The organism is Salipaludibacillus daqingensis (assembly GCF_029891575.1).
Classification (GTDB): Bacteria; Bacillota; Bacilli; order Bacillales; family Salisediminibacteriaceae; genus Salipaludibacillus; species Salipaludibacillus daqingensis.
The window spans coordinates 37,242-61,761 of record NZ_JARZHF010000003.1 but is presented as its reverse complement, the minus strand read 5'-3'; the positions used below and the strand labels follow the sequence as shown (position 1 = coordinate 61,761).

The following is a 24,520-nucleotide window of genomic DNA, read 5'->3' as shown; positions in this document are numbered from 1 at the left end:
ACCGATCGTAACTATGACTTTTGTTAGCAACTTTGGGGCACTCCCCTGCCCCAATAAAATATTGAACACCTTCTTTCTAAAAGAAGGCATTCTCCTCTCTTGTAAGGGGGCCTTATGGAATCATAAGGCCTCTTTACTATTTCGTTTTCAGTGATTAGCTGTGATTTTAGCTGCTGCTTTTTGAGCCCCAGATATATTTCTTGCCACTGGACCAACTTCTAGTTCTGCTAATGGTCCTGCTACATACAAACAGTCGTCCCACATGAGTGATTTACTAACAATAGGGTATCCACATTGTGCACACGGCAACGAGTATTGCTGGATCACATGTTGTAACCAAGTGCCACCGGGCATGGAAGAATGAAAACCTGTGCAACAAATAACGTTCCTCGTTTTATGAATCAAATCTCGTTCTTCATCCATCATCGTAATAGTCTTATCTTCATCTATAGAAACAGCTGAAATATCCGCTGTTTGGATAGTCAGTTCCCCAGTTTTTTCTCGTTTTCGTAACTTTAAATACAATTCACGTGTAATAGACCCTCGATGTCTTGCATCAAAAATAGATTTCCTTCGTTGTTGATAATCAGTTAATTTCAAGAATCGGTGCATGTTTTTTGGGCCCAACCAACCAGGATCACTGTCAAAAGAGTGAACTCTAAAAGGATGACGTTTTAATAGTGTGACATGTCCTGGATACTTGTTGCTTAGTGAAATGGCAGTATGTGCCGCTGTAATTCCTCCACCAACAATTGTCATAGGAGGATGCAGTCTATCTAAATTCAACTCTTCTTCAAAAATATGATGAATGGAACCGCCTTTGTTTTTACTAGATATCAATTGGTCAGGGATAGAAGGTTGCTGGCTAAGTCCTAAAGCAAGTACGATATGTTTTGTACGAATGGTTTCTCCAGATTCGAGAGTTACTTGCCAAGAGTTAAAATACTTTGAAAGACCATTAACTGTCCCTTTATACCATGAATTTTCAAGCTTATGTGTATGAATCAGTTCATCACAATGATCGTTGAAAAGAGTTAATTTAGGGCGGTGATAGCGACCAAGAAATAATTTCTGTTGTTCGCCATACTTTTTTCCAAATTGGTCAAGGGAAAAAGGCGAGGAAGAGACATGGTGAACAAAAGATGACCTTAAAAAAGGCATATCGATCCGACTTGTCATTTGTTTCCACTTTGATAATGGTTGATCATGTGGATCAATAATCGTGATCTCCTCTAACGTTGCAATATTTTTTTCCAATAAGTGAATAGCAACGGTGACTCCTTGAATACCTCCACCAACGATGACCCATGTTTGCATATATAAACCTCCTTGAAGGATTAAAGAATTAAAACGTAATAGTTACGATTTAAATTTTAGTGGAATATAAGCAAATAAACAAGTGAAATGTTAGTTGTGAGCAGGAAATGTGATAAAAACATCGAAATTAGTATACGATAGAGATGGTTATTACAATCTGTGTGAAATAAAGGAGGAAATAATATGTCGCTAACGTTTTATCATTACCCTAAATGTGGGACATGCCGTAAAGGAAAAAAATGGCTTGAAGATCATGATGTGAATGTTGAAGCCGTGCATATCGTGGACAATCCACCAAGTAAAGAAGAACTTCGTAACATGTATAAAACGAGTGGACTAGAACTTAAGAAATTTTTTAATACAAGTGGGAAAAAATATCGTGAACTAGGTTTAAAAGACAAAGTAAATACTGCTTCTGAAGATGAATTGTTAGATATTCTGGCTTCAGATGGTATGCTTATTAAACGTCCACTGACAACAGATGGAGAAAATGTTACTGTTGGATTTAAAGAAGATATGTTTGAAGAAGTTTGGAATAAGTAAATATTTCTTTCCATCTTTGTTGCCCCGCTTTCTTCATATGTATTATAGTTAAGAGGGAAGACTTTGAACTGCAACGTACATAGTGTGCTTAGAAAAAGCAGTTCTTTTTGTAACGAGGGAAGGTCTAGTTTAATAAAGACACTTCTCAATATTATTCGAAAGAATATGGAGGGACTAAAATGGACTTACCAAAAGATTTAAAGTATTCAGAAGAACACGAATGGGTAAAAGTAGAAGGTGAAAAAGTTCGAATTGGCATTACAAATTTTGCTCAAGCGGAACTTGGAGACATCGTCTTCGTAGAACTTCCTGAAGTTGGTGACGAGCTAGAAGCTGACGAGCCGTTTGGTAGCGTAGAATCTGTTAAGACAGTTTCTGAATTGTATGCTCCAATAACTGGAAAAGTTGTGGAAGTAAACGAAGAGCTTGAAGATTCACCTGAATTCGTCAATGAATCTCCGTATGAAAAAGCTTGGATGGTAGTAGTAGAGCCATCGGATAAGTCTGAAATCGATAAGTTGATGGATGCTGAAGCTTATGAGGCTATGACGAAAGAAGACTAATTTTTAGAAACGATAAACTCCCTGAGTGCTAATGGCACCCAGGGAGTTTTTTACTTTTGTTTTGAGAATGAATGGAGTATATAAGTAAAGGATACGTATAGAGCCCGATGAGAGCGCATTGACGCTGAAAGGCAGTAAGCGAGTTAGATAGTTCCTTTCAGCAGCTACCTGATGATAGATCGTGAAAGCGCAGGTGGGTATCATGAGAGCGCACGAGAGTAGTTTGAAAGCGCGCCAACCTGAGTTGAAAGCGCATGTGGGTATCATGAGAGCGCGCGAAAGTAGTTTGAAAGCGCGCCAACCTGAGTTGAAAGCGCATGTGGGGCATGTGAGAGCCCACCGAAATCGTGAAAGCGCAGGTGGGTATCTGGAATAATGTAAGCCTCCTTGTTCATACTAAGTTATAAACAAGGAGGTATCTTCGCCGTGGACAGAGTAGATTATTTTAACGAAGTCGGAGAAGAATTCGACCCCGATTTTTCCAAAAAAGATAGGCAACAAACGAAAACTCGTACCGATATTTCTGATCAAATTGAGAAGAAGATAGAGAGTAAAGACGAAACATCTATCTATTACCAATCTGAGAAGATAGGACAAATATTGAAAAAAGGTCCTGGTTATTTATATGAAATGTCAGAAGGGTTCGAATTTGAAAATGAAACGTTTTATAAAGATAATTACCAAGAGCCTCGAAAGTACCCTAAATCCTATGTTGAAGAAACGGATATGGGTTGGAGCTAGCATTTCTTTATAAAAGTCTGCTTACGATCAAATACGTAAGCAGACTTTTATTTTGGATTAATTACCATAAGACCATTCGAGCTTTCTAAAAATCTCCTCTTTTCAAATTCGCTCGGATAGCTTATTATTTAGAGAGTCGAAATAAGTGGAGCAATACAATATAAAGGATCTCATGTTTCGATGAAGTTACTGTAAAGAACAAAAAATGAAGATATCTACAACGACATACATATTTCATAGAAAGTTACCTGATACGGGAAGGAGAGGGAAATGGGAAATATTTTAGGTGATTGGAAAGAACAATTTCGCCATTACAATAAAAATGTTCGTTTATTTTTAATAAGCTCGATATTACTGCATATTGGGATGGGAATTTTCATGATCATTTATAATTATTATATCCGTGAGTTAGGGTATGATGATCAAATGAATGGATCTGTCATTGCCATGCAATCGGCAGCAACTGCACTCCTCCTTCTACCAGCAGGTATCCTGAGTGATAGAATCGGTCGAAAAAAAGTGATACTGTGGGGAGCCGTTTTCACGGCAATAAGTTTGTTACTTAGAGCAACATTGTCGTTTGATGTGCTTTTGCTTTCAGGGGCATTTATGACTGGAATGTTTATGGCTTTTATTCAAGTATCATCTATTCCATTATTAGCAGAAAACTCAACGGAGAAACAACGAGTTCATTTATTTAGTTTTAATTTTGCTATGATTATGGTAGCAAATGTCATCGGAAATACATTAGGTGGTTCTTTAAGTGACTTTTTTCAAGTTTTCATAGGTTTATCTGGCCTTTGGAGCATTCGAGTAACACTGATCATCGGAGCACTCTTCTTTTTCTCTGCATTAATCCCAATGCTTAAGATTCGTGAAGAAAGGAAGTTAGAGAGTAAAACGATGCAAGATCGCTCATTCAAAAAACTATTTAAGACGCACCGAACAGGTATTAAGATCATCCTTTTATTTGCGGTTGCTCAAATCATCATCGGATTTGGTTCTGGACTTGTCATACCATATTTAAATTTATATTTTGTTGATAGATTTGAAGTGTCTCATACGCTCGTTGGACTTATACTATCTTCCGGACAGGCGATGACTGCCGTCGCATTAATGATTGGCCCAGCAGTTGTAAGAAAAGTTGGGGAAGTAAGGGCTGTTGTAATATTACAATTACTATCCATTCCGTTTTTACTCATTACGGCATTTACCGAAACTCTATGGCTTGCTGTGTTTGGATTTTTATTTAGGCAAGCATTGATGAATGCTGGGAACCCGATACAAATGTCACTCATGATGCGAAGTGTAGACGATTCCATTAAAGGATTAGCTAACTCCGTTGGTCAAGCTGTTTTTCAGCTAGGTTGGGCAGTCATGGGACCTGTATCTACAACGATCGTTATGGTTCATGGGGCATATTCAGGTTATGCGATTGTTTTTTCCATTACCGCAGGTTTATATGTGGTCGGAACGATATATTTCTTCTTAGTGTTCAGAAAACCATTGAAGACAAATCAAAAAAATAGTCAAAAATCCCAAATCGGATAGAGGAAAAAGACCTAATTGTGGAGAATCAAGTATATAGATGCCTTTATACGAGGGTAAATTAGATATCGAAACAATTAGGAGAGAAATAGTAATGAGAACATTAATTATTTCGGTCATTGAAGGTATGAAAAAATCAGAACAAATAAAACCTTTGTTAACGAAACATAAACTTCAACTGTCTATTGTTTCGGAAGATAGGACTTGGCATATATTATTTGACGGCAGCAATCCGCGATTTATCTCAGATGTGGAAGACTCGAGCGATGTTGTTATAGAAGGAGATAATGATGCCTTAAAGGAACTATTCTTAGGTACAGATTTTTTACTGGCGATGAATCGTCGTGAAGAAATTCATTGTACTGGTTCTTTAAAATATTTACTCTGGCTTGAATCATTGTTTTATCTAACGGATATTAAACGAAATATAGCGGCGATTGATTTTATTGACAAGCATAATAGTTAGTGATAATATCCATATCAGACTTTAAAAAAATTAAATGAACTATTCTCTTATCAAGAGTGGCGGAGGGACTGGCCCTATGAAACCCGGCAACCACCAATTTCTTAATTGGAAGGTGCCAAATCCAACAAGGTATTTATTTGCCTTGAAAGATGAGAGAAAGGCTATTCAGTAATGAAAACCTTTCTGCTTATCTTTTGTGGGCAGAGAGGTTTTTTGACATTTATACAAGTGAACCTCACGAAAGTTTTCCAATTCTCTTTTTTTAGAAAATTACTTTCGTGCGTTAAATAGACTAATTAGATCGGTTTACTTGAATTATTAGAGAAAAGAAAATAAACTTCTTAATGGAAACATTGAGTATTGTTTTAACGGCAAAGAAAAAGGAGGGGTCGCAATGATCACATTATCAAAACTAGCGAAAACATTCAAAACGCGAGATGGGGATGTTACGGCAGTAGATGCTGTAGATTTAACGATTAATAAAGGTGAAATCTATGGAATTATCGGATACAGCGGAGCAGGGAAAAGTACACTTATCCGTTTGTTAAATATGTTAGAAACCCCGACTTCAGGTCAAGTGACCGTAGCCGGTAAAAATATGAACAAGCTGTCAAAAAAAGAATTAAGATTTGCCCGGCAAGAAATAGGGATGATTTTTCAACATTTTAATCTTCTTTGGTCAAGGACAGTTGCTGAAAATATTGCATTTCCACTAGAAGTAAAAGGGGTACCAAAAGCTGAACAAAAGAAAAGAGTGGACGAGCTAGTCAAACTTGTAGGCCTTGAAGGTAGGGCAGGTTCTTATCCATCTCAGCTAAGTGGAGGGCAAAAGCAACGTGTTGGAATAGCTAGGGCACTTGCGAATGACCCAAAAGTACTTCTTTGTGATGAAGCAACTTCAGCACTAGATCCAAAAACAACAGATTCGATTTTGGATTTGCTAGTGGACATCAATAAAAAATTGAATTTGACGATTGTTTTGATAACGCACGAAATGCATGTGATAAGGAAAATTTGTCATCAAGTGGCTGTGATGGAAAATGGAACGATTGTTGAGCAAGGGCCTGTCCTTCATGTATTCAAATCACCAAAGGAAAAGATGACAAAGGAATTTGTTAAACAAGTGACAGAACCAGAAGAAACAGAAGAAGCGATAAAACATTTATTTGAGAATGATGGGATTGGTCAAGTCTTACAATTAACATTTGTAGGTGGAGAAGCGAAGAAACCTTTAATAACAGATGTCATTAGAAAATTTGATGTGTCAATTAGTATTCTGCAAGGGAAAATTTCGCAGACAAGAAACGGACCTTATGGATCATTGTTTATTAGCGTTACAGGTGAAAATCATGTAATTGGAGATGTGATTAGCTTTATCCGTGAGCAACAAGTGGAAGTGGAGGTGGTTCACGGTGGATAAATTTATTGTGAATACGTTATTATTTCCAAATGTTGATTGGGAAAATATGTGGCAGGCAACGGAAGAAACGATTTACATGTCGCTTATTGCGCTCGCCTTTACATTTATTATGGGGATATTCCTTGGACTTCTTCTTTTCTTGACAGACCGAGGACAACTTTGGCAAAACAAAATCATCCATGCGATCACTGCAACGTATGTAAACGTCTTTCGTTCGATCCCATTTATCATTTTAATTGTCCTTCTTATTCCTTTTACAAGAACGTTACTTGGTACGATGCTCGGCCCATCATCAGCATTACCGGCGTTAATTATAGGTGCCGCTCCGTTTTATGCAAGGATGGTTGAAATTGCCTTAAGGGAAATTGATAAAGGTGTGATTGAAGCGGCAAAATCAATGGGAGCAAATAACCCACAAATTATATTCAAGGTATTATTACCTGAATCCATGCCGGCACTTGTATCAGGCATTACCGTCACTGCTATAGCGTTAGTTAGTTACACAGCAATGGCCGGAGTCATTGGAGCTGGAGGATTAGGTGATTTAGCCTACCGAGACGGTTTCCAAAGAAATAATCCTGATATTACGTTAGTTGCAACGATTGTTGTTTTAATAATTGTCTTTATTTTACAGTTTATTGGCGATTATTTAACAAATAGATTAGATAAGCGATAAAACAAATTTTTTAAAAAAATCAAGGGGGTAACATCATCATGAAGAAATTCTTACAAAGTTTAGGAATCGTTACATTATCATTAGGAGTACTCGCAGCTTGTGGCGAAGGAGAAAATGAAGAAAATCAATCAGGTGGTAATAACAACGAAGAAGCAGCTGAAAATGGAGATAATAACAACAATGCTGAAAGTGGTGAACTTCAAGAATTAGTCGTTGGAGCTTCCAATATTCCACACGCAGAAATCCTTGAATTTGCCCAACCTCTTCTTGAAGAAGAAGGTATTGAATTGGATATAGTTTCTTTTAACGACTACGTATTACCGAATGAAGCACTAGCGGAAGGTGAACTGGATGCTAACTACTTCCAGCATGTCCCTTACTTAGAGTCACAAATTGAAGAGCATGGTTATGATTTCGTTAACGCAGGCGGCATTCATATTGAGCCGATTGGTGTTTATTCTCAAGATTACGATTCATTAAATGAGTTACCAGAAGGTGCAGAAATCATCATGAGTAGTTCCGTAGCCGACCACGGTCGTATTCTAATGATGTTAGAAGAAGAAGGGTTAATTACTTTAGCTGAAGGTGTTGGAATTAACGCAACAATCAGCGACATTGAAGAAAATCCTAATGATCTTCAGTTTCAAGACAATGTAGAGGCAGCTTTGCTTCCAACAGCTTTTGAAAACGGTGAAGGTGATGCCGTATTGATTAACTCAAACTATGCGTTGGATGCAGACTTAAATCCATTGGAAGATGCTATTGCAACGGAATCAGCAGATACTGATAACCCATATGTAAATGTGATTGCAGTTAACAGTGGAGATCAAGAAGATCAGCGTATCTTAACATTAATAGAAATTTTACGATCAGAAGAAGTTCAAAACTATATTCTTGAAGAGTATGACAACGCAGTTGTTCCAGTTTCTGAATAATGATTTGATTGAAGCAGCGCCTTAGATGGTGTTGCTTTTTTTGTTTTTAGCGAGGAAATGATAGATTTTTGAGTTGGGGAAAAGCTTGAGGGTATCTTGGTCATCAAGGGATCTGTATATAGCAATCAGATTGGAGCGATTCATAGAAGGAAAGGGAATTGAATCGGTCTAAACGTGGGATTTATTTACGTAATGTTTATTTCAAGTTATTTTTTTGTTTTTTTTTGGATATAAAACGGTTAGAGCGCAACAAGTTCGATTCACGAATACCACAAAAATGAGTACGACTAGAACAAGGTGAATTTTTAAACCCATACATAGAAATAGAATAAAAAGCCAAAATAGGTTTAAGTAAATGAAAGGAGTGGTTATCGGTGGACCAACAAGAACATGCGTATGAAAATAATTCTTCTATTCAAGAAGCTTTACTTCATTATAAAGAGGGAGTAGGGCGGTTTACAGAACAAATGCCTGACATTGCGCATAAGTATCATTCTTTTACAGAAGCTTGTTTTGAGGAAGGGAAATTATCGAAAAAGGAAAAACAATTAATAGCTTTAGCGCTAAGTCTGAACGCACAGGATGAGTATTGTATGATCTATCATGTGAAAGGATGTTTAGATCAAGGCGCTTCAAGAGAAGAAATATTAGAAGCTGTAGCTGTGACAGGCGCTTTTGGCGGGGGACATGTTTTGAGTCAAGCAGTTACGTTAATTGAGGAAAGTATGATGGAATTATCAGGTGAATATCAGTCATAATTTCATTTTAAAAAATAAAACAGTACATTCTAAGCACCTAAAATAAACTTAGTAGGAGGAACATAGCAACACCAACAAAAGGAAACGCTTACATTATAAAGCCATAGAAATGACTCTTTCAGATCATGAGGTATTAAGCGTAAATAGCGGAGATTGTAGAAAATCTGACGGTGAGTTTTCTTAACAACACCTTAGAAATCAATGTCAGATAATATCACGACATATGGAGATTGGTTCAAAACATTCTGAATGCTACAATTACTTTTGTTAAGAAATGATCGTAAGATACAACGATGGTCAGTACATCAATATAAATGCGATCAAAAACAAATGGAGAAAGGAATGTGATTTATTATCCATCCGATTCAGACGAAACACACGACTGAGATGGAAAAAGCGATGTACCAATCTTATGGTATTGGTTATGAGGAGTACAATCGTAAGTTAGACAATCGCTTAAAAGTGGAGGAAGAAAGAGAAAGAAATTACCAACAGAGTTTATCTATGGTGGGTGAATACCAACGACAACAAATTCACACGTGATGAAAAAATTACGGGAATAATCCCTATCCATATCGTGAAAAAACACGAGCGTGTATGATATCCATACATGCTCGTGTTTATTTAATATATATATGTGAGCAGATATTTAAATTATATTTCCAATGAACGAGTTTAAGGCAACTTATTAAATAATGTAGTTAATATTAATTCTCAATTAGGGTGCCGATTAGAAGATCTATTGAGAATATTTCCCCTCCAGATTACCTTCTGACGGGCAAGGTAACAAATATAACGGACAAATATGAAGTCTAATAATGCTAACCATTGTTTTTTCAAACGTCATTTCATTATGTTTTATCTTATGTATTTACTGAATAAATGAGTAGTATCAACGATTTGTAGACTACTGAGAAACGAATTAAAAGAAATTGTGTATATTCCTTGAACTACATTTGGATTTGATATAAGATTGTAATGAGAATAAATTGAGAATGTGATGAATCGTGCTATTCATTATATTACCATGCTTAAATTAATCTTTCAAAATAAATGGAGGTATGAATCATGACGAAACCAAATTTAACAGTCAAAGATCTTCATGTATCTATTGAAGAAAAAGAAATCCTGAAAGGCTTTGGGATTGAAGTCAATGGTGGAGAAATTCACGCTATTATGGGACCAAACGGTACCGGGAAATCCACATTAGCATCAGCGTTAATGGGACACCCTAAATATGAAGTAACGAAAGGTGCAGCATCTATCGATGGAGAAGACCTCTTTGAGATGGAAGTGGACGAGCGAGCCCTTGCCGGTCTGTTCCTTGCGATGCAATATCCAAGTGAAGTATCTGGTGTGACAAACTCTGATTTTATTCGTTCTGCTATGAATGCAGGTAAAGAAGAAGGGGAAGAAGTTTCTCTTATGAAATTTATTCGCCAAATTGATGAAAAGATGAATACATTAGAAATTGATGAGTCTTTCCAACATCGTTATTTAAATGAAGGTTTCTCAGGTGGAGAAAAGAAGCGTAATGAAATTTTACAACTTCTTATGCTTAAACCTAGAATCGCCATCCTTGATGAAATTGACTCTGGTTTAGATATTGACGCATTGAAAGTAGTTGCTAAAGGAATCAACGAACTTCGTAGTGAAGAGTTTGGTTGTATGATTATTACTCACTATCAGCGTTTATTGAATTATGTAAAACCAGACTTTGTTCACGTTATGATGCAAGGTCGTATTGTAAAGTCCGGTGGACCTGAACTAGCTCAGAAACTGGAAGAGCAAGGTTATGATTGGATTAAAGAGGAACTTGGTATTGAAGACGAAACAGTAGGTCAAGAATAGATTCGGTTGAAAGAGGAGGAATGAAGATGACAACGGAAATTACCTTTCCAGTAAATCAACAACAAGTAACAGACTTCTCTAAGGACCGACAAGAACCTCAGTGGTTCACTGATTTACGTCTTTCGTCTTTAGAGAAAGCATTAAACTTGGAATTACCAAAACCAGATAAAACAAAAATTACGAAATGGAACTTTACTTCATTTGATTTTGATGCAAAAACAGATGAAAAAGGAAGTTTCTCTGAGTTATCTGAAAGTGTTAAAACTCTCATTAGTAAAGAAGAAGATGTTAAAAATTTGATCGTTCAAAATAATGGAGTAACAACATTTCAATCTATGCAAGCTGATTTAATTGATAAAGGCGTTATTTTTACAGACATTAAAACAGCAGTAAATGAACATGAAGATCTCATTAAGAAGTATTTCATGCAAGATGCTGTTTCGTCAGATGAGAATCGTTTGACAGCATTACATGCTGCATTGGTTAACGGAGGAACTTTCCTTTATGTTCCGAAAAATGTAGAAGTTGATGTTCCACTTCAAGCAGTCTACTCTCATGAAGGTAGTTTCGGGTTATTCAATCATGTACTTGTTGTTGCAGAAGAAAATAGTTACGTCACTTATGTAGAGAATCATCTTTCAGAAGGTTCTAATGAAGAAGCAGTGGCTAATATTGTTGCTGAGGTATTTGTTGGAAATGGTGCAACAGTTCGATTTGGAGCGGTTGATAACCTTTCTGAAACAGTGACAACATACGTGAATCGACGAGCGCAAGTAACTGGTAGAGATGCAAATGTATACTGGGCACTTGGCCAGATGAATGATGGTAATACCGTTTCAGAAAATACTACCAATCTCATTGGTGATGGTTCGTATGGAGATACAAAAACAGTATCAATCGGTCGAGGAAACCAAACGCAAAATTTCACAACAAATCTCATCCATTTCGGAAAACATACCGATGGAGAAATTTTAAAACATGGTGTCATGAAAGATTCAGCAACATCGATCTTTAATGGTATTTCTAAAATTGAACATGGTGCAACAAAGTCCAACAGTGAGCAAACAGAACGCGTTCTTATGCTTAGCGAAAAAGCTCGTGGTGACGCAAACCCTGCCTTACTCATTGACGAAGATGATGTAACAGCTGGTCACGCAGCATCCGTTGGTAAAATTGATCCAGTACAAATGTTTTATCTCATGAGCCGCGGACTTTCTGAAAAAGAAGCGCAGCGTTTGATCATTCATGGTTTCCTTGCTCCAGTTGTCAATGCTTTGCCAATTGAGTCAGTGAAAGAACAGTTGTATGATGTAATTGAAAGGAAAGTATACTAATGAATGTGGAAAATGTCCGTCAACAGTTTCCGATTTTACATCAGGAAGTAAATGGACATCCACTTGTTTACCTTGATAGCGCGGCAACGTCTCAAAAGCCTTTACAGGTTATAGAAGCGGTGGAAGACTATTATAAAAGATATAATTCCAATGTTCACCGAGGGGTTCATACCCTCGGTTCATTGGCTACCGATGGTTATGAAGGTGCAAGGGAAAAGGTTCGAAAATTTATCCATGCGAAAAGTATGGAGGAAATTATTTTCACTCGAGGGACAACAACATCGATTAACCTCGTTGCTCAAAGCTATGGTGAAGCGAACCTTGGTCCAAATGATGAAATAGTTATTACTCCAATGGAACATCACAGTAATATTATTCCTTGGCAGCAACTAGCCAAAACAACAGGAGCAACTCTCAAATATATCCCTCTTCAAAAAAATGGCACAATTGATTTAAAGGATGTAGAAGAAACCGTAACAGAGAACACGAAAATTGTTTCTGTTATGCACGTTTCTAACGTACTTGGAACGATTAATCCAATTAAAGAAATTGCTGAAGTGGCACATAAGCATAATGCAGTCATTGTTGTTGATGGTGCTCAGGCTGTTCCCCACATGAAAGTAGATGTTCAAGAATTAAATGCAGATTTTTATGCTTTTTCTGGACACAAAATGTGCGGACCAACTGGTATTGGTGTTTTATATGGCAAAAAGAAGTGGTTGAAAAAAATGGAACCAATTGAATTCGGTGGAGAAATGATCGATTTCGTTGGTCTTTACGAATCAACATGGAAAGAGCTACCTTGGAAATTCGAAGGTGGTACACCGATTATTGCAGGTGCAATTGGATTAGGTGCAGCAATTGATTTTCTAGAAGAGATAGGCTTGGACAATGTGGAAAAACACGAGAAAAAGCTTGTTGCTTATGCGATGTCTCAGCTTAGTGAAATCGATGGTGTAACGATGTATGGTCCTGGACCTGATGAAAGAGCAGGGGTTTTGACGTTTAATTGTGAAGATGTTCATCCACACGATGTTGCCACTGTGCTAGATGCAGAAGGTGTTGCTGTAAGAGCTGGACACCACTGTGCACAACCTTTAATGAAAGAATTAGGGGTAAACTCAACGGCTAGAGCCAGTTTTTACCTCTATAATACAGAAGAAGAAGTCGATGCTTTTGTTAAAGCATTAATAAAAACAAAGGAGTATTTTGGAGATGTCTTTGGGTAATCAACTAGACACGTTATACCGTCAAGTTATTATGGATCATTATAAGAACCCTCGAAATCGCGGAGAGCTTGAGGGTGATACGTTAAAAATAAACATGAATAACCCTACATGTGGCGATCGTATCCAACTCCAAATGATTGTGGAGGACGGAAAAATTGCTAATGCTAAATTTGTAGGGGAAGGTTGCTCTATTAGCCTTTCTTCCGCTTCTATGATGACGCAAGCTGTGAAAGGTCTCGCTGTGGAAGACGCGTTAAGAATGTCTGAGATGTTTTCCGATATGATGCTTGGAAAAGATGTCGATACGGAAGAGTTTGAGCTAGAAGATATTGAAGCACTAAAAGGAGTAGCCAAGTTTCCAGCTAGAATTAAGTGTGCAACATTAGCTTGGAAAGCGATGGAACAAGGTTTAGATAAAGATGAGGACGAAGATTCTGAATGAGAATGACCATTACCCTTGGTTTTTACTACCGATGTGTTGTAAACTAGAGATGTATTCTCTAAGCATTTACGAGTAAATCATTTCAGTTATCACTTATAGATGATAGAACTTAGGAATGCGTTTTATAATATTTTTTTTCACTTGGCGTTGTCAATCGTTCGCAATCGCTTTTTATAGCAAGATGAATAGCTAGATGCTATTTTAGAATTAAAAGGAGGGTTTCACATGGCGAAAAAAATGCCAGAAATCAATGAATATCAATATGGCTTTCATGATAAAGACGTATCGATCTTCCGTTCGAAAAAAGGTCTAACACGTGAGATTGTTGAGGAAATTTCTCGTATGAAAAGTGAACCTCAATGGATGCTTGATTTCCGATTGAAGTCATTGGAGCAGTTCTACAAAATGCCAATGCCTCAGTGGGGCGGCGATATGTCTGAACTGATTTTTGATGATATCACTTACTACGTGAAACCATCTGAAAATACAGAGCGTTCATGGGATGAAGTTCCAGAAGAAATTAAGAATACGTTTGATAAATTAGGTATTCCTGAAGCCGAGCAAAAGTATCTTGCTGGTGTTTCAGCGCAATACGAATCTGAAGTGGTTTACCATAATATGCAGCAAGATCTTACAGACCTAGGTGTCATTTTCAAAGATACTGATACAGCTCTTAGAGAAAATGAAGATCTTTTCAAAAAGCATTTTGCAACAGTTATTCCTCCGTCTGATAACAAATTCTCAGCATTGAACTCAGCTGTATGGTCTGGTGGTTCTTTCATCTACGTTCCTAAAGGTGTTAAGACAGAGCAGCCATTACAAGCCTACTTCAGAATTAACTCTGAAAACATGGGGCAGTTTGAGCGTACGTTAATTATTGCTGATGAAGACAGTTCCGTACACTATGTAGAAGGTTGTACAGCACCTGTTTATACAACAAATTCATTACACAGTGCGGTTGTAGAAATCATTGTTAAGAAAAATGCGTATTGCCGTTACACTACGATTCAAAACTGGGCACCAAACGTATTTAACTTGGTTACGAAACGTGCTGTTGCACAAGAAAATGCAGTAATGGAATGGGTCGATGGAAACATCGGATCTAAACTTACGATGAAATATCCAGCTGTTGTGATGACTGGAAGAGGAGCAAGAGGAAACGTACTTTCCATTGCGATTGCAGGAAAAGGCCAACACCAAGATGCTGGTGCGAAAATGCATCACTTGGCACCTGACTGTTCATCCTCTATTGTTTCTAAATCCATTTCTAAACAAGGTGGTAAAGTGACGTATCGTGGTATTTGTCATTTTGGGCGGAAATCACAAGGTTCAAAAGCAAATATTGAGTGCGATACACTCATTATGGATAATCAATCGACATCAGATACGATTCCTTACAATGAGATTTTAAATAATGACATTACGTTGGAACATGAAGCGACTGTTTCTAAAGTTTCTGAAGAGCAGCTATTCTACTTGATGAGTCGTGGAATTTCTGAACAAGAAGCAACGGAAATGATCGTTATGGGCTTCATTGAACCATTCACAAAAGAACTTCCGATGGAGTATGCGGTAGAAATGAACCGTCTCATCAAGTTCGAAATGGAAGGTTCTATCGGTTAAAAGATATGATACAGCGAATCCGACCACGTCGGGTTCGCTTTTTCTTATGATGTAAGGTATAAAAGAATGAGACACTAGGGAGGTGACGAGTATGAGTCATATTAACATTGGATTAACTGGTTGGGGGGATCATCCGACCCTTTATGAACACATTCATTCAGCAAATGAGAAACTGCTTGCTTATGCTAGTCATTTTCCAATTGTTGAATTAGATACTTCATTTTACGCGATTCCGCCGAAACGAAACATTGATAAGTGGATATACGAGACGCCAGATTCTTTTCAGTTTATTGCTAAAGCTTACCAAGGAATCACTGGGCATCAACGTGGCGATATTCCTTTTGAAACGAAAGAAGAAATGTTTGATGCATTTAAAACAACATTTGAACCTATGAAGAACGCAGGGAAACTTGCTATGGTTCTCTGTCAATTTCCTCCATGGTTTGACTGTCAGAAAAAACATGTTAATTACTTGAATGTTGTACGAGATCAATTACAAGATTATGAAGTAGCTCTAGAGTTTCGTCATCAATCATGGTACAACGAAAAATATAAAGAAAATACGTTAGCATTCATGAAAGAAAATAATTGGATTCATAGTATATGTGATGAACCGCAAGCTGGTCAGCGATCGGTTCCGTTTGTACCTGTCGTGACGAATAATAAAGCGTTTGTACGTTTTCATGGAAGAAATGTAGCGGCTTGGACTAAGCCTGTAAAAGGGCAAGAATGGAGAGACGTTCGTTATTTATATGATTACTCAAAAGAAGAACTAACCGAACTATCAGAAAAGGTTGAACAGATTTCTAATGCAGTGGATCATACTTATGTTGTGTTTAATAATAACTCTGGCGGACACGCCGCAAGTAACGCAAAGACATTTATAGAAAAATTGAATGTATCTTATAACGGATTAGCACCTCGACAACTGAATCTATTTGAGGAATAATATAATGAAGGTCTAAAGTATAACCGATAAGAATGGAATTAATATTCCATGAAGGTTTATTTCGAAATTCATTGAAAAGTCTCGATGAATTCCGTAAGATTCAATATAGACGTAGGTCAATGATCGATAGATAATATTGAGTTGGAAAGCAGGCATAGTAGATGGAGTGGATTGTATTAGCTTTTTTAGGTTTGGTTGCAGCAATATTAGGTAGTATTATGGGATTAGGTGGAGGGATTATCATAGTCCCTGCGTTGATGATTCTGAGTGATTATTCACCAATTTTAAGTGGTATCACACCTCAGATTGCTGTAGGTACGTCTCTTTTAATTATGATATTTACTGGGTTATCTTCTACTCTAGCTTACGTGAAGCAAAAAAAAGTAGACATACAAAGTGGACTTATTTTTTTCATAGGAAGTGGACCAGGTGCTCTATTTGGTGTCTGGTTAAATAGAGATATTGATGTTGATGTTTTCTTGATTGCATTTGGGATATTTATTGTGGTCGTTTCCTTTATTTTGATGATTCGAAATCGTATTCCACCTATGAAACGACGCCCTAAAGGAATTGAAAGAACATACGTAACAGAAACAGGAAAGACGATCCAGTATGGATATCAACCGATCATTGGAGTGAGTATTGCGTTTTTTGTAGGAATGTTTTCCGGATTATTTGGAATTGGTGGCGGGTCGTTAATGGTGCCAGCCATGATATTACTTTTTGCATTCCCAGCCCACTTAGCAGTAGCTACATCGATGTTTCTCGTTTTATTATCTGCTACTGTCAGCTCGATTTCCCATATAAGTTTGGGAAATGTTGACTGGCTATATGCGATGGCGCTTATTCCGGGTGCTTGGATTGGTGGTCAGTTAGGAGCAGCGATTAACAAGCGATTATCGAGTAATAACGTTGTTTTAATGTTACGAGTGTTCTTAGTGATTATTGGGATTAGATTAATTTACCAAGGTGTAACTGGTCTTTAATAAACGAGACGGAAGGGTGTTTTGATCATTGTCTAATGAAAAACTACGCATATTACATACAAATGATTTACATAGTAATTTAGAACAATGGCCTGCAGTAACAGCCTTATTGAAAAAACAGCGTAACGAAGCGCGTCAACTTCAGCAAGAAGTGTTGCTTTTCGACATAGGAGATCATTGTGATCGTGTTCATCCGATGACGGAGGCGTTATTAGGGAAAGGGAATGTTCAACTGCTGAATGAGATGGAATATGATGCCGTCACAATTGGAAATAACGAAGGCATCACTTTTTCACAGGAGAACCTTGATGACTTATATAGCGATGCTGCGTTTCCAGTTATTTTAAGTAATTTAAAATATAATGATGGAAGCAGACCATCATGGACGATTCCTCATAAAATATATCATTTAAAATCTGGTTTGAAGGTGGGCGTTACAGGTGTTACGATTCCATTTAGGCTTTTTTATGAAACATTAGGATGGAACGTCACAGATCCATTTATTGAGCTCGAAAAAACAGTGGATGAACTTCGATCTCAAGTTGATTTCCTTGTTTGTTTGTCTCACTTAGGTTTACATGAAGATGAAAAAATGGCAAAAGTGTTTCCAAGCTTTGATTTGATATTAGGTTCTCATACACATCATGTTTTAAATGAAGGAAAAAAAGTTAACGATACATGGATCAATCAGTCTGGTAGATCTGGCGCTTATATTGGTGATGTGACCGTTCGTTTTGAAAAGAAAGAGAACGGACGCCATGTTGTGGAAATAGAAAAAGTACATTCAATGAAAGTGGATGAAGCAGTTAGAGACAAACAAACGGAAAAAACTCTGGCAAACTTAATCCAAGAGGGAAATAGATTACTTGAACGGGAAGTAACGGTGCTAGACTCTCCACTTACGGTTGATTGGTACAAAACCAGTCCATTTCCCGTACTCCTTTCAGAAGGTGTTCGTGAGTGGTGCAACGCAGATATATCAATGGTCAATTCGGGGGTAATTTTAGACAATTTAGAACAAGGCCCAGTGACGCTAAGTGATTTACATACGATATGTCCGCATCCGATTAATCCTGCAACAGTAATGATTTCAGGCGAACGTCTATTAGAAACTATCCGCCAATCACAACAGAAAGAAATGATCCACTTGGCATTAAAAGGTTTTGGTTTTCGTGGTAAAGTAATAGGACAGATGATTTTTGATAATTTAGAAGTCATAGGAGAACCGCGTTATATTAACGAAACAAATGTGTTAATCAACGGATTCCCATTAATAAGGGATCAAAAGTATAAATTAGCTACGTTGGATATGTTCACGCTTGGACATTTATATCCGACAATAAGCTCCATTCGAGAAATAACGTATTACATGCCTGAATTTTTGAGAGACTTAATCGCGTGGAAGCTAAACCAAATGAGAGAATGAAAAATAAACAGTTGAAGTGATGGAAGGAACGGGGTTATATGAAGTTAAAGTCGATCCATTCAGTGTATAATCAAGATCGCTTAGCGAAACCTATCTACAATGATTTAGGGCAGACCCTTTTAAATAGTGGTGTCATATTAACGGATAAAATGATTGATCGTTTAAAAAATAAAGGTGTTTCCTATGTGTATATTGAGGATGCCTCTACAGAAGATATTTACGTAGAGGACACGATTCACGGTAAAACGCGAATGAAAGCATTAAAAACAATTCAAGGAAACTTTAACACTATTTCAAACCAAATGGCTTTAGGTAAATCTGTGGACATAGACAAGCTGTCCCCGTCGTTTTCCAATTTAGTGAAAGAGATATTATTGGAAATACAATCAAAAAAAGAAGTGATATCAATGCTTTCAGAAGTTGTTTCGTATGATTCCTATGTGTTTCATCATTCGTTAAATGTGACAGTATATGCCGTTGCACTAGGTCAAAAAGTAGGTCTAAACCAATCAGAATTACATGATCTAGGTTTAGGTGCCATGCTCCATGACTTAGGAAAGATGGGTATTCCTCTGGAAATACTAAACAAATCAGAAGAATTAACAGTGGAAGAATTTGACTTAATTAAAAGTCATGCGTCCATTGGATTTGATATGCTTAGAAAATCATATACTCTTTCTTTAATAACGGCCCATTGTGCATATCAACATCATGAACGATTGGATGGAACAGGTTACCCTAGGCAACTAGCTGGCAATGATATTCACTATTTTGCAAAGATCATTGGGATAGCCGATGTATTTGACGCCGTCACATCAAACCGGGTGTATCGTCAAGCGATGTTACCACATGAAGGGTTAGAGCTATTGTATAGCGGGGCAGGAAGTCTATTTGATGAAAAATTAGTCGATAGTTTTGCTAAAACAGTAGCGATTTATCCCGTTGGTTTAGAAGTGAGATTAAGTAATGGCGAAGAAGGTGTTGTTGCAAAAATTAATGCTCAATTACCTTCTAGACCGGTGATTCGTGTGTTAAAAGATAAAGATAAAAATAGATGTGAAAAAGATATAGATTTATCGGTAGAATTAAATGTTACAATAATTGCATGTGAAACGGCAATAGATCAGTATAAAAAAGTTCAATAACAGGATCATTGGACAAAATGAGGTGGAAGTAATGAAAGCTTACTTGGAGCTTTGCGAACATATTTTAAATAATGGAACGAAGAAAGATGATCGAACAGGGACAGGTACAATTAGCACATTTGGTTATCAAATGAGGTTTGATTTAGCAAAGGGATTCCCTGTGTTGACGACGAAAAAATTAGCGCTTCGAGCAATTATTCATGAGTTATTATGGTTTATTAAAGGTGAGACAAATATTGAGTATTTGAAAGAACATAATGTGAAGATTTGGAACGAATGGGCAGATGAAAACGGCGATTTAGGACCTATTTATGGAAAACAATGGCGCTCGTGGCCCACTGCAGATGGAGAGACAATCGATCAGTTAGGTACGATTATCGAACAGATCAAAACGAACCCAAACTCAAGAAGATTAGTTGTGAATGCTTGGAATGTTGCAGATTTAGACAAGATGGCGTTAGCCCCGTGCCACTGTTTATTTCAGTTTTACGTAGCAGATGGGAAGTTGTCATGTCAACTGTATCAACGAAGCGCCGATGTATTTTTAGGTGTGCCGTTTAATATCGCCTCCTACTCATTACTAACAATGATGATTGCACAAGAATGTGGCTTGGAAGTTGGCGATTTTGTTCATACATTTGGAGATGCTCACATTTATCTTAATCATGTTGATCAAGTAAATCTTCAATTATCCAGGGACACTCGCGAATTACCAACAATGAAGTTAAATCCTGATTGTAAAAAAATTGAGGACTTTACGATAGACGATTTTGAATTAATTGGTTATGATCCTCACCCTCATATTAAAGGCAAGGTGTCTGTATGATTTCCATGATTGCAGCCTTTTCTGAAGGGAGAGTCATTGGTAAAGACGGGGACATGCCTTGGCATTTACCTGCAGATCTTCAACACTTCAAAAAAGTAACGAGTGGTCATCCAATTTTGATGGGACGAAAAACATTTGAATCGATCGGGAGACCATTACCTAAGCGAAGAAATATTGTTCTTACAAGAGATGAAAATTTTCAAGCTTCAGGTGTTGAAGTGATTCATGATGTTTCGGAAGTAACGCCTTTAATGAACGAAAAAGAAGAGTTTTTTGTTATTGGTGGAGCAACTCTTTATGAACTTCTTCTACCAAAAGCAGAGAGACTGTATATTACCAAGATTGAACATACCTTTTCAGGAGATACATTCTTTCCGATCATCGACGAAAAAAATTGGCAAGTGGTTTCTGAACAAACAGGAGTAGTTGATGAAAAAAACAAGTACCCTCACACGTTCCTTGTTTATGAACGGAAATAAGACAATAAGCCCCTTCAAATCATCGATTTGCAAAAGGGGATTTCCTTTACATTATGCATTGAATTCTTCAAGAGATAGTCTTGAAGAATTTTTTTGTACAATCTTAGCGTTCCCTTGCATATGATTGTGTGGAAGGGGGAATCGCAATGAAGACTTTTCGCACCTATCGGCCTCGCCGTAAGAAAAAAGGACCTCTTCCTTTCCGTTATGTATTAATGATATCCTTTATCATTTTTGTTATTTTAACGGTCCAAGGTTTGATTATTGTTGAAAAAGGAATTAGACCAACTCTTATGGGGATAGCAACTACAGAGACGCAAAGAATTGGTACATTGGCGATTAATGATGCCATTTCTCGTCATATTCTTGAAGACACAGAGATGGAGAAAATCGTTGAAATTGACAAGGATGAACAAGGTAACGTCATATCCGTTCAGTACAATCAAGTGATTTATAATCGAGTACTACAAGAAACGACAAAAAGAGTCCAAAATTACTTGAACGATATTGAACACGGAAGAGTAAAAGATATTCGAATTCCAAACGAGGTGGATGTAGATCGGGAGGGGGCAACTTTCTCAGAAGATGGAATTATCCATATGATCCCGTTAGGTCAAGCAACGAATAATGCTTTACTGGCACATCTTGGCCCAAAAGTACCTGTTCGATTATCTGCTATTGGGGATGTTCAGCCTCAATTAAAAGAAAATATTGTTCATGTTGGAATTAATAATACGTACATGAGTATATCGATTGAAATTGAAGTCGACGTAAAAGTGGTCATTCCATTTGCAACGGATACAGAAGTTGTTAAAACATCCATTCCGGTGGCCATGGTATATATTCCAGGAGAAGTTCCTGATTTTTATAGTGGACCTGGTGGGGGCGGACAAATGAATCCATCCGTCATTCAAAGACCTGAAGAGTTTGAAGATGAATTTGATAGTCAACCAGACACTGAGGTAAATACAGATATTGAAACAAATATTAACAATTAATTTCACGTAAAAATAGTTGAAAAGAGAACTGGCATTTGTTATGATAAATCTCGGCTTTGAAAATTAAATAGAGATTGAATACCTCATCTTTGGTGAGGTAGAGGCGCAAATCGAATGAGTAAGAAACAGGAGTAAGGACAACGAAGAATGTTTCTGAAAGGGCGGTTTGCCGAAGCGTTGAATCCTGTCCAGGATTCAGTAGCTGGGGTTGCATTGAACAAGTGTAACACTGTCACTGTAGGGAAACCTTGGTGGAGGACTACTAACCCTGATGGGGAATCGATATCTTGACTTCATATGGAAGCGACAAGGGAGATTTTCCTTTGTCGTTTTTTTCTTTTTAAATCCTATCTCAGATTCTGGGTAAGCTTCATTTGTCATTCTCTGAAAAGGTGTTCTGTCTTTACTGAAAGCGAAAGAAATCGAGACAGTAGAGAGGAATACAAGCATTAAGTGTCCCGAACCAATCGATCAAGAAAATATTTTCTATGTGAAAGATCTTATGATTAGGTAACAAGTCAAATTAATAGAAGGAGAATTTATATGGAACACGGCATTTTATCATTACTACCTCCCGTGTTAGCACTGATTATGGTCATGTTAACGAAGCGAGTGTTGTTATCTCTAGGTGTAGGAATTATAGTTGGTGCACTGATGGTGAACCAATCAGAAGAATTATTTGTTAATGAGGCAATAGCTCAAATTTTCTCTATCGTATCTGGTATTTTTATAGTAGATGGAGGAATAAACACATGGGAATTATATATTATTTTGTTTTTACTTATTCTTGGAATGATTGCTTCTTTAATCACGATTACTGGAGGAAGTAGAGCCTTTGGAGAATGGGCATTAACGAAAGTGAAATCGCGCATAGGAGCTCAGTTTGTAGCTGGATTTTTAGGGATTATTATTTTCATAGATGATTACTTCAACAGTTTGACAGTTGGTAATGTTAGTCGTCCTTTCACTGATCGACATAGAATTTCAAGAGCAAAGCTTGCTTATGTGGTTGATTCGACAGCAGCACCTATTTGTGTTGTTTCTCCTGTTTCTAGTTGGGGAGCATATATTATTACGATCATTGGTGGTATTTTAGTCACTCACGGCGTTACACAATATGAAGCACTTCAAGCGTTTTTATTAATCGCACCGATGAACTTTTATGCAGTATTTGCAATACTCCTTGTTTTTGCTGTTGCGTATTTTAAGTTGGATTTTGGTCTTATGCGAACGCATGAAGAACGAGCACAAGAAACAGGAGAGCTTGTTGATGTCAATAAAGGGCCGGTTCCTGGAGAAAGTGAAGATGCTAAACCTGTTGCAGAAGGAGTCGTATCTGATCTAATCTGGCCTATTGCGACGTTGATTGTTGCAACGGTCCTCTTTATGGTTATTACAGGAATGCAAGCGACAGAAGGTCAGCGCTCCCTGTTAGCAACGTTTGAGAATACGGATGTTGCAGCAGCACTTCTTTATGGTGGATTAATCAGTTTAGTTATTACTATTGCGATTGCCTTTTTACGTCGCTTACCAGTGAAACATTTAGGTGTTGGTTTATGGGCTGGTGTGAAGTCAATGTTACCAGCAATTTATATTTTAGTTTTTGCTTGGACGATCATTGAAATTATTGGAGAGTTAGGAACAGGGGAGTACTTGGCTTCCATGGTTGATGAGCATATTCAATTAGGGTTCTTGCCTGCTCTATTATTCCTTGTTGCAGGATTTATGGCATTTAGTACAGGAACATCATGGGGAACATTTGCAATTATGCTTCCAATTGCGGGAGAAATTGCAGCTGTTACCGATATCACTTTGATGTTACCTGTTTTAGCGGCTGTTTTAGCTGGAGCGATATTTGGTGATCATTGTTCACCTATCTCTGATACAACGATTTTATCGTCAACAGGAGCGGGGAGTCATCATATTGACCATGTGCTGACACAACTACCGTATGCGCTTATTGTTGGTGTCATCTCAACGTTATCATTCTTAGCATTAGGTTTTACCGGCAGTGTTTGGATCGGTTTACTCGTTGGTTTTGCGACGTTTGGTATAGCAGTTGTCATATTAAAACTAGTGATAACAAAATGGATTTATAAAGAAGTATAATCATTTAGACCACACCTGAAAAAGAAGGTGTGGTCTTTTTTTGTTGTTCACCATGAAATGATAGATTTTTGAGTTGTGGAAAAGCTTTAAGGACTCGTGGTCATCAAGGGAGTCAAATGAGTACCGAGGTGGTTTAATTAAAAAATCTTATTAGGT

24 protein-coding genes and 2 riboswitches are annotated in these 24,520 nt (G+C 37.4%); of the genes, 23 read left to right on the top strand and 1 reads right to left on the bottom strand.

What is annotated here, in order from left to right:
- Window positions 1–147: 147 nt before the first annotated feature.
- On the bottom strand, window positions 148–1,317 hold the full coding sequence (locus QDN89_RS07195; RefSeq protein WP_280769435.1) for an FAD/NAD(P)-binding protein: 1,170 nt from the start codon (window positions 1,315–1,317) through the stop codon (window positions 148–150).
- 183 nt (window positions 1,318–1,500) lie between these two features.
- Here QDN89_RS07195 and QDN89_RS07190 point away from each other — a divergent pair, with 183 nt between their 5' ends.
- The 23 genes from QDN89_RS07190 to QDN89_RS07080 all read left to right on the top strand — a co-directional run bounded on the left by QDN89_RS07190 (window position 1,501) and on the right by QDN89_RS07080 (window position 24,364).
- A complete protein-coding gene (locus QDN89_RS07190) occupies window positions 1,501–1,860 on the top strand; it encodes an arsenate reductase family protein (RefSeq protein ID WP_280769434.1) in 360 nt (119 codons plus the stop codon).
- 179 nt (window positions 1,861–2,039) lie between these two features.
- Window positions 2,040–2,423, top strand: coding sequence for a glycine cleavage system protein GcvH (gene gcvH, locus QDN89_RS07185; protein WP_280769433.1), 384 nt, complete (start codon window positions 2,040–2,042; stop codon window positions 2,421–2,423).
- A gap of 426 nt (window positions 2,424–2,849) precedes the next feature.
- A complete protein-coding gene (locus QDN89_RS07180) occupies window positions 2,850–3,164 on the top strand; it encodes a DUF2553 family protein (RefSeq protein ID WP_280769432.1) in 315 nt (104 codons plus the stop codon).
- 270 nt (window positions 3,165–3,434) lie between these two features.
- Window positions 3,435–4,715: an MFS transporter gene (locus QDN89_RS07175; protein WP_280769431.1), complete on the top strand. Its 1,281-nt coding sequence runs from the start codon at window positions 3,435–3,437 to the stop codon at window positions 4,713–4,715.
- Between the two features lie 91 nt (window positions 4,716–4,806).
- Window positions 4,807–5,178 carry a hypothetical protein gene (locus QDN89_RS07170; RefSeq protein WP_280769430.1) on the top strand — a complete coding sequence of 124 codons (372 nt, stop codon included), beginning with the start codon at window positions 4,807–4,809 and terminating at the stop codon, window positions 5,176–5,178.
- Between the two features lie 44 nt (window positions 5,179–5,222).
- A riboswitch (SAM riboswitch) is annotated at window positions 5,223–5,334 on the top strand.
- Between the two features lie 238 nt (window positions 5,335–5,572).
- On the top strand, window positions 5,573–6,598 hold the full coding sequence (locus QDN89_RS07165) for a methionine ABC transporter ATP-binding protein (protein WP_280769429.1): 1,026 nt from the start codon (window positions 5,573–5,575) through the stop codon (window positions 6,596–6,598).
- A 46-nt stretch (window positions 6,599–6,644) separates the two neighbouring features.
- Window positions 6,645–7,274, top strand: a complete 630-nt coding sequence (locus tag QDN89_RS07160) for a methionine ABC transporter permease (protein ID WP_425335386.1) — start codon at window positions 6,645–6,647, stop codon at window positions 7,272–7,274.
- Window positions 7,275–7,312: 38 nt separating this feature from the next.
- A complete protein-coding gene (locus QDN89_RS07155) occupies window positions 7,313–8,209 on the top strand; it encodes a MetQ/NlpA family ABC transporter substrate-binding protein (RefSeq protein ID WP_280769428.1) in 897 nt (298 codons plus the stop codon).
- Between the two features lie 374 nt (window positions 8,210–8,583).
- Complete coding sequence (locus QDN89_RS07150) at window positions 8,584–8,967, top strand: carboxymuconolactone decarboxylase family protein (protein WP_280769427.1); 384 nt, start codon at window positions 8,584–8,586, stop codon at window positions 8,965–8,967.
- 399 nt (window positions 8,968–9,366) lie between these two features.
- Window positions 9,367–9,510 carry a YuzK family famiily protein gene (locus tag QDN89_RS07145; RefSeq protein WP_280769744.1) on the top strand — a complete coding sequence of 48 codons (144 nt, stop codon included), beginning with the start codon at window positions 9,367–9,369 and terminating at the stop codon, window positions 9,508–9,510.
- Window positions 9,511–10,035: 525 nt separating this feature from the next.
- Window positions 10,036–10,818 carry a Fe-S cluster assembly ATPase SufC gene (sufC, locus tag QDN89_RS07140; protein WP_280769426.1) on the top strand — a complete coding sequence of 261 codons (783 nt, stop codon included), beginning with the start codon at window positions 10,036–10,038 and terminating at the stop codon, window positions 10,816–10,818.
- A gap of 26 nt (window positions 10,819–10,844) precedes the next feature.
- The gene (gene sufD, locus QDN89_RS07135) at window positions 10,845–12,152 is read left to right on the top strand and encodes a Fe-S cluster assembly protein SufD (protein WP_280769425.1); all 1,308 of its coding nucleotides are present in this window, start codon (window positions 10,845–10,847) and stop codon (window positions 12,150–12,152) included.
- Entirely contained in the window at window positions 12,152–13,381 is a 1,230-nt protein-coding gene (locus QDN89_RS07130; protein WP_280769424.1) for a cysteine desulfurase, read from the top strand. The genes sufD and QDN89_RS07130 overlap by 1 nt, the downstream gene beginning before the upstream one ends.
- On the top strand, window positions 13,368–13,823 hold the full coding sequence (gene sufU, locus QDN89_RS07125) for a Fe-S cluster assembly sulfur transfer protein SufU (protein ID WP_280769423.1): 456 nt from the start codon (window positions 13,368–13,370) through the stop codon (window positions 13,821–13,823). The genes QDN89_RS07130 and sufU overlap by 14 nt, the downstream gene beginning before the upstream one ends.
- A 225-nt stretch (window positions 13,824–14,048) precedes the next feature.
- Complete coding sequence (sufB, locus tag QDN89_RS07120) at window positions 14,049–15,446, top strand: Fe-S cluster assembly protein SufB (protein ID WP_280769422.1); 1,398 nt, start codon at window positions 14,049–14,051, stop codon at window positions 15,444–15,446.
- A gap of 91 nt (window positions 15,447–15,537) precedes the next feature.
- Window positions 15,538–16,395, top strand: coding sequence for a DUF72 domain-containing protein (locus QDN89_RS07115; protein ID WP_280769421.1), 858 nt, complete (start codon window positions 15,538–15,540; stop codon window positions 16,393–16,395).
- A 161-nt stretch (window positions 16,396–16,556) separates the two neighbouring features.
- Window positions 16,557–17,381, top strand: coding sequence for a sulfite exporter TauE/SafE family protein (locus QDN89_RS07110; protein ID WP_280769420.1), 825 nt, complete (start codon window positions 16,557–16,559; stop codon window positions 17,379–17,381).
- Window positions 17,382–17,409: 28 nt separating this feature from the next.
- Window positions 17,410–18,807, top strand: coding sequence for a bifunctional metallophosphatase/5'-nucleotidase (locus tag QDN89_RS07105; RefSeq protein WP_280769419.1), 1,398 nt, complete (start codon window positions 17,410–17,412; stop codon window positions 18,805–18,807).
- A gap of 38 nt (window positions 18,808–18,845) precedes the next feature.
- A complete protein-coding gene (locus QDN89_RS07100) occupies window positions 18,846–19,952 on the top strand; it encodes an HD-GYP domain-containing protein (RefSeq protein WP_280769418.1) in 1,107 nt (368 codons plus the stop codon).
- Between the two features lie 31 nt (window positions 19,953–19,983).
- A complete protein-coding gene (locus tag QDN89_RS07095) occupies window positions 19,984–20,778 on the top strand; it encodes a thymidylate synthase (RefSeq protein WP_280769417.1) in 795 nt (264 codons plus the stop codon).
- Window positions 20,775–21,257, top strand: a complete 483-nt coding sequence (locus QDN89_RS07090; protein ID WP_280769416.1) for a dihydrofolate reductase — start codon at window positions 20,775–20,777, stop codon at window positions 21,255–21,257. The genes QDN89_RS07095 and QDN89_RS07090 overlap by 4 nt, the downstream gene beginning before the upstream one ends.
- A gap of 146 nt (window positions 21,258–21,403) precedes the next feature.
- The gene (yunB, locus tag QDN89_RS07085; protein WP_280769415.1) at window positions 21,404–22,255 is read left to right on the top strand and encodes a sporulation protein YunB; all 852 of its coding nucleotides are present in this window, start codon (window positions 21,404–21,406) and stop codon (window positions 22,253–22,255) included.
- A gap of 90 nt (window positions 22,256–22,345) precedes the next feature.
- Window positions 22,346–22,525: riboswitch (Lysine riboswitch) on the top strand.
- A 273-nt stretch (window positions 22,526–22,798) separates the two neighbouring features.
- A complete protein-coding gene (locus QDN89_RS07080) occupies window positions 22,799–24,364 on the top strand; it encodes a Na+/H+ antiporter NhaC family protein (RefSeq protein WP_280769414.1) in 1,566 nt (521 codons plus the stop codon).
- The last annotated feature ends 156 nt before the right edge of the window (window positions 24,365–24,520 follow it).

Excerpts from the sequence above, each read along its gene's own strand:
- yunB (WP_280769415.1), top strand. The coding sequence starts at position 21,404 with ATGAAGACTTTTCGCACCTATCGGCCTCGCCGTAAGAAAAAAGGACCT.
- sufC (WP_280769426.1), top strand. The coding sequence starts at position 10,036 with ATGACGAAACCAAATTTAACAGTCAAAGATCTTCATGTATCTATTGAA.
- sufD (WP_280769425.1), top strand. The coding sequence starts at position 10,845 with ATGACAACGGAAATTACCTTTCCAGTAAATCAACAACAAGTAACAGAC.
- sufB (WP_280769422.1), top strand. The coding sequence starts at position 14,049 with ATGGCGAAAAAAATGCCAGAAATCAATGAATATCAATATGGCTTTCAT.
- QDN89_RS07190 (WP_280769434.1), top strand. The coding sequence starts at position 1,501 with ATGTCGCTAACGTTTTATCATTACCCTAAATGTGGGACATGCCGTAAA.
- QDN89_RS07145 (WP_280769744.1), top strand. The coding sequence starts at position 9,367 with ATGTACCAATCTTATGGTATTGGTTATGAGGAGTACAATCGTAAGTTA.
- QDN89_RS07115 (WP_280769421.1), top strand. The coding sequence starts at position 15,538 with ATGAGTCATATTAACATTGGATTAACTGGTTGGGGGGATCATCCGACC.
- QDN89_RS07095 (WP_280769417.1), top strand. The coding sequence starts at position 19,984 with ATGAAAGCTTACTTGGAGCTTTGCGAACATATTTTAAATAATGGAACG.
- QDN89_RS07170 (WP_280769430.1), top strand. The coding sequence starts at position 4,807 with ATGAGAACATTAATTATTTCGGTCATTGAAGGTATGAAAAAATCAGAA.
- QDN89_RS07175 (WP_280769431.1), top strand. The coding sequence starts at position 3,435 with ATGGGAAATATTTTAGGTGATTGGAAAGAACAATTTCGCCATTACAAT.
- QDN89_RS07160 (WP_425335386.1), top strand. The coding sequence starts at position 6,645 with ATGTGGCAGGCAACGGAAGAAACGATTTACATGTCGCTTATTGCGCTC.
- QDN89_RS07080 (WP_280769414.1), top strand. The coding sequence starts at position 22,799 with ATGGAACACGGCATTTTATCATTACTACCTCCCGTGTTAGCACTGATT.
- QDN89_RS07165 (WP_280769429.1), top strand. The coding sequence starts at position 5,573 with ATGATCACATTATCAAAACTAGCGAAAACATTCAAAACGCGAGATGGG.
- sufU (WP_280769423.1), top strand. The coding sequence starts at position 13,368 with ATGTCTTTGGGTAATCAACTAGACACGTTATACCGTCAAGTTATTATG.
- QDN89_RS07195 (WP_280769435.1), bottom strand. The coding sequence starts at position 1,317 with ATGCAAACATGGGTCATCGTTGGTGGAGGTATTCAAGGAGTCACCGTT.
- QDN89_RS07155 (WP_280769428.1), top strand. The coding sequence starts at position 7,313 with ATGAAGAAATTCTTACAAAGTTTAGGAATCGTTACATTATCATTAGGA.
- QDN89_RS07100 (WP_280769418.1), top strand. The coding sequence starts at position 18,846 with ATGAAGTTAAAGTCGATCCATTCAGTGTATAATCAAGATCGCTTAGCG.
- gcvH (WP_280769433.1), top strand. The coding sequence starts at position 2,040 with ATGGACTTACCAAAAGATTTAAAGTATTCAGAAGAACACGAATGGGTA.
- QDN89_RS07090 (WP_280769416.1), top strand. The coding sequence starts at position 20,775 with ATGATTTCCATGATTGCAGCCTTTTCTGAAGGGAGAGTCATTGGTAAA.
- QDN89_RS07110 (WP_280769420.1), top strand. The coding sequence starts at position 16,557 with ATGGAGTGGATTGTATTAGCTTTTTTAGGTTTGGTTGCAGCAATATTA.
- QDN89_RS07130 (WP_280769424.1), top strand. The coding sequence starts at position 12,152 with ATGAATGTGGAAAATGTCCGTCAACAGTTTCCGATTTTACATCAGGAA.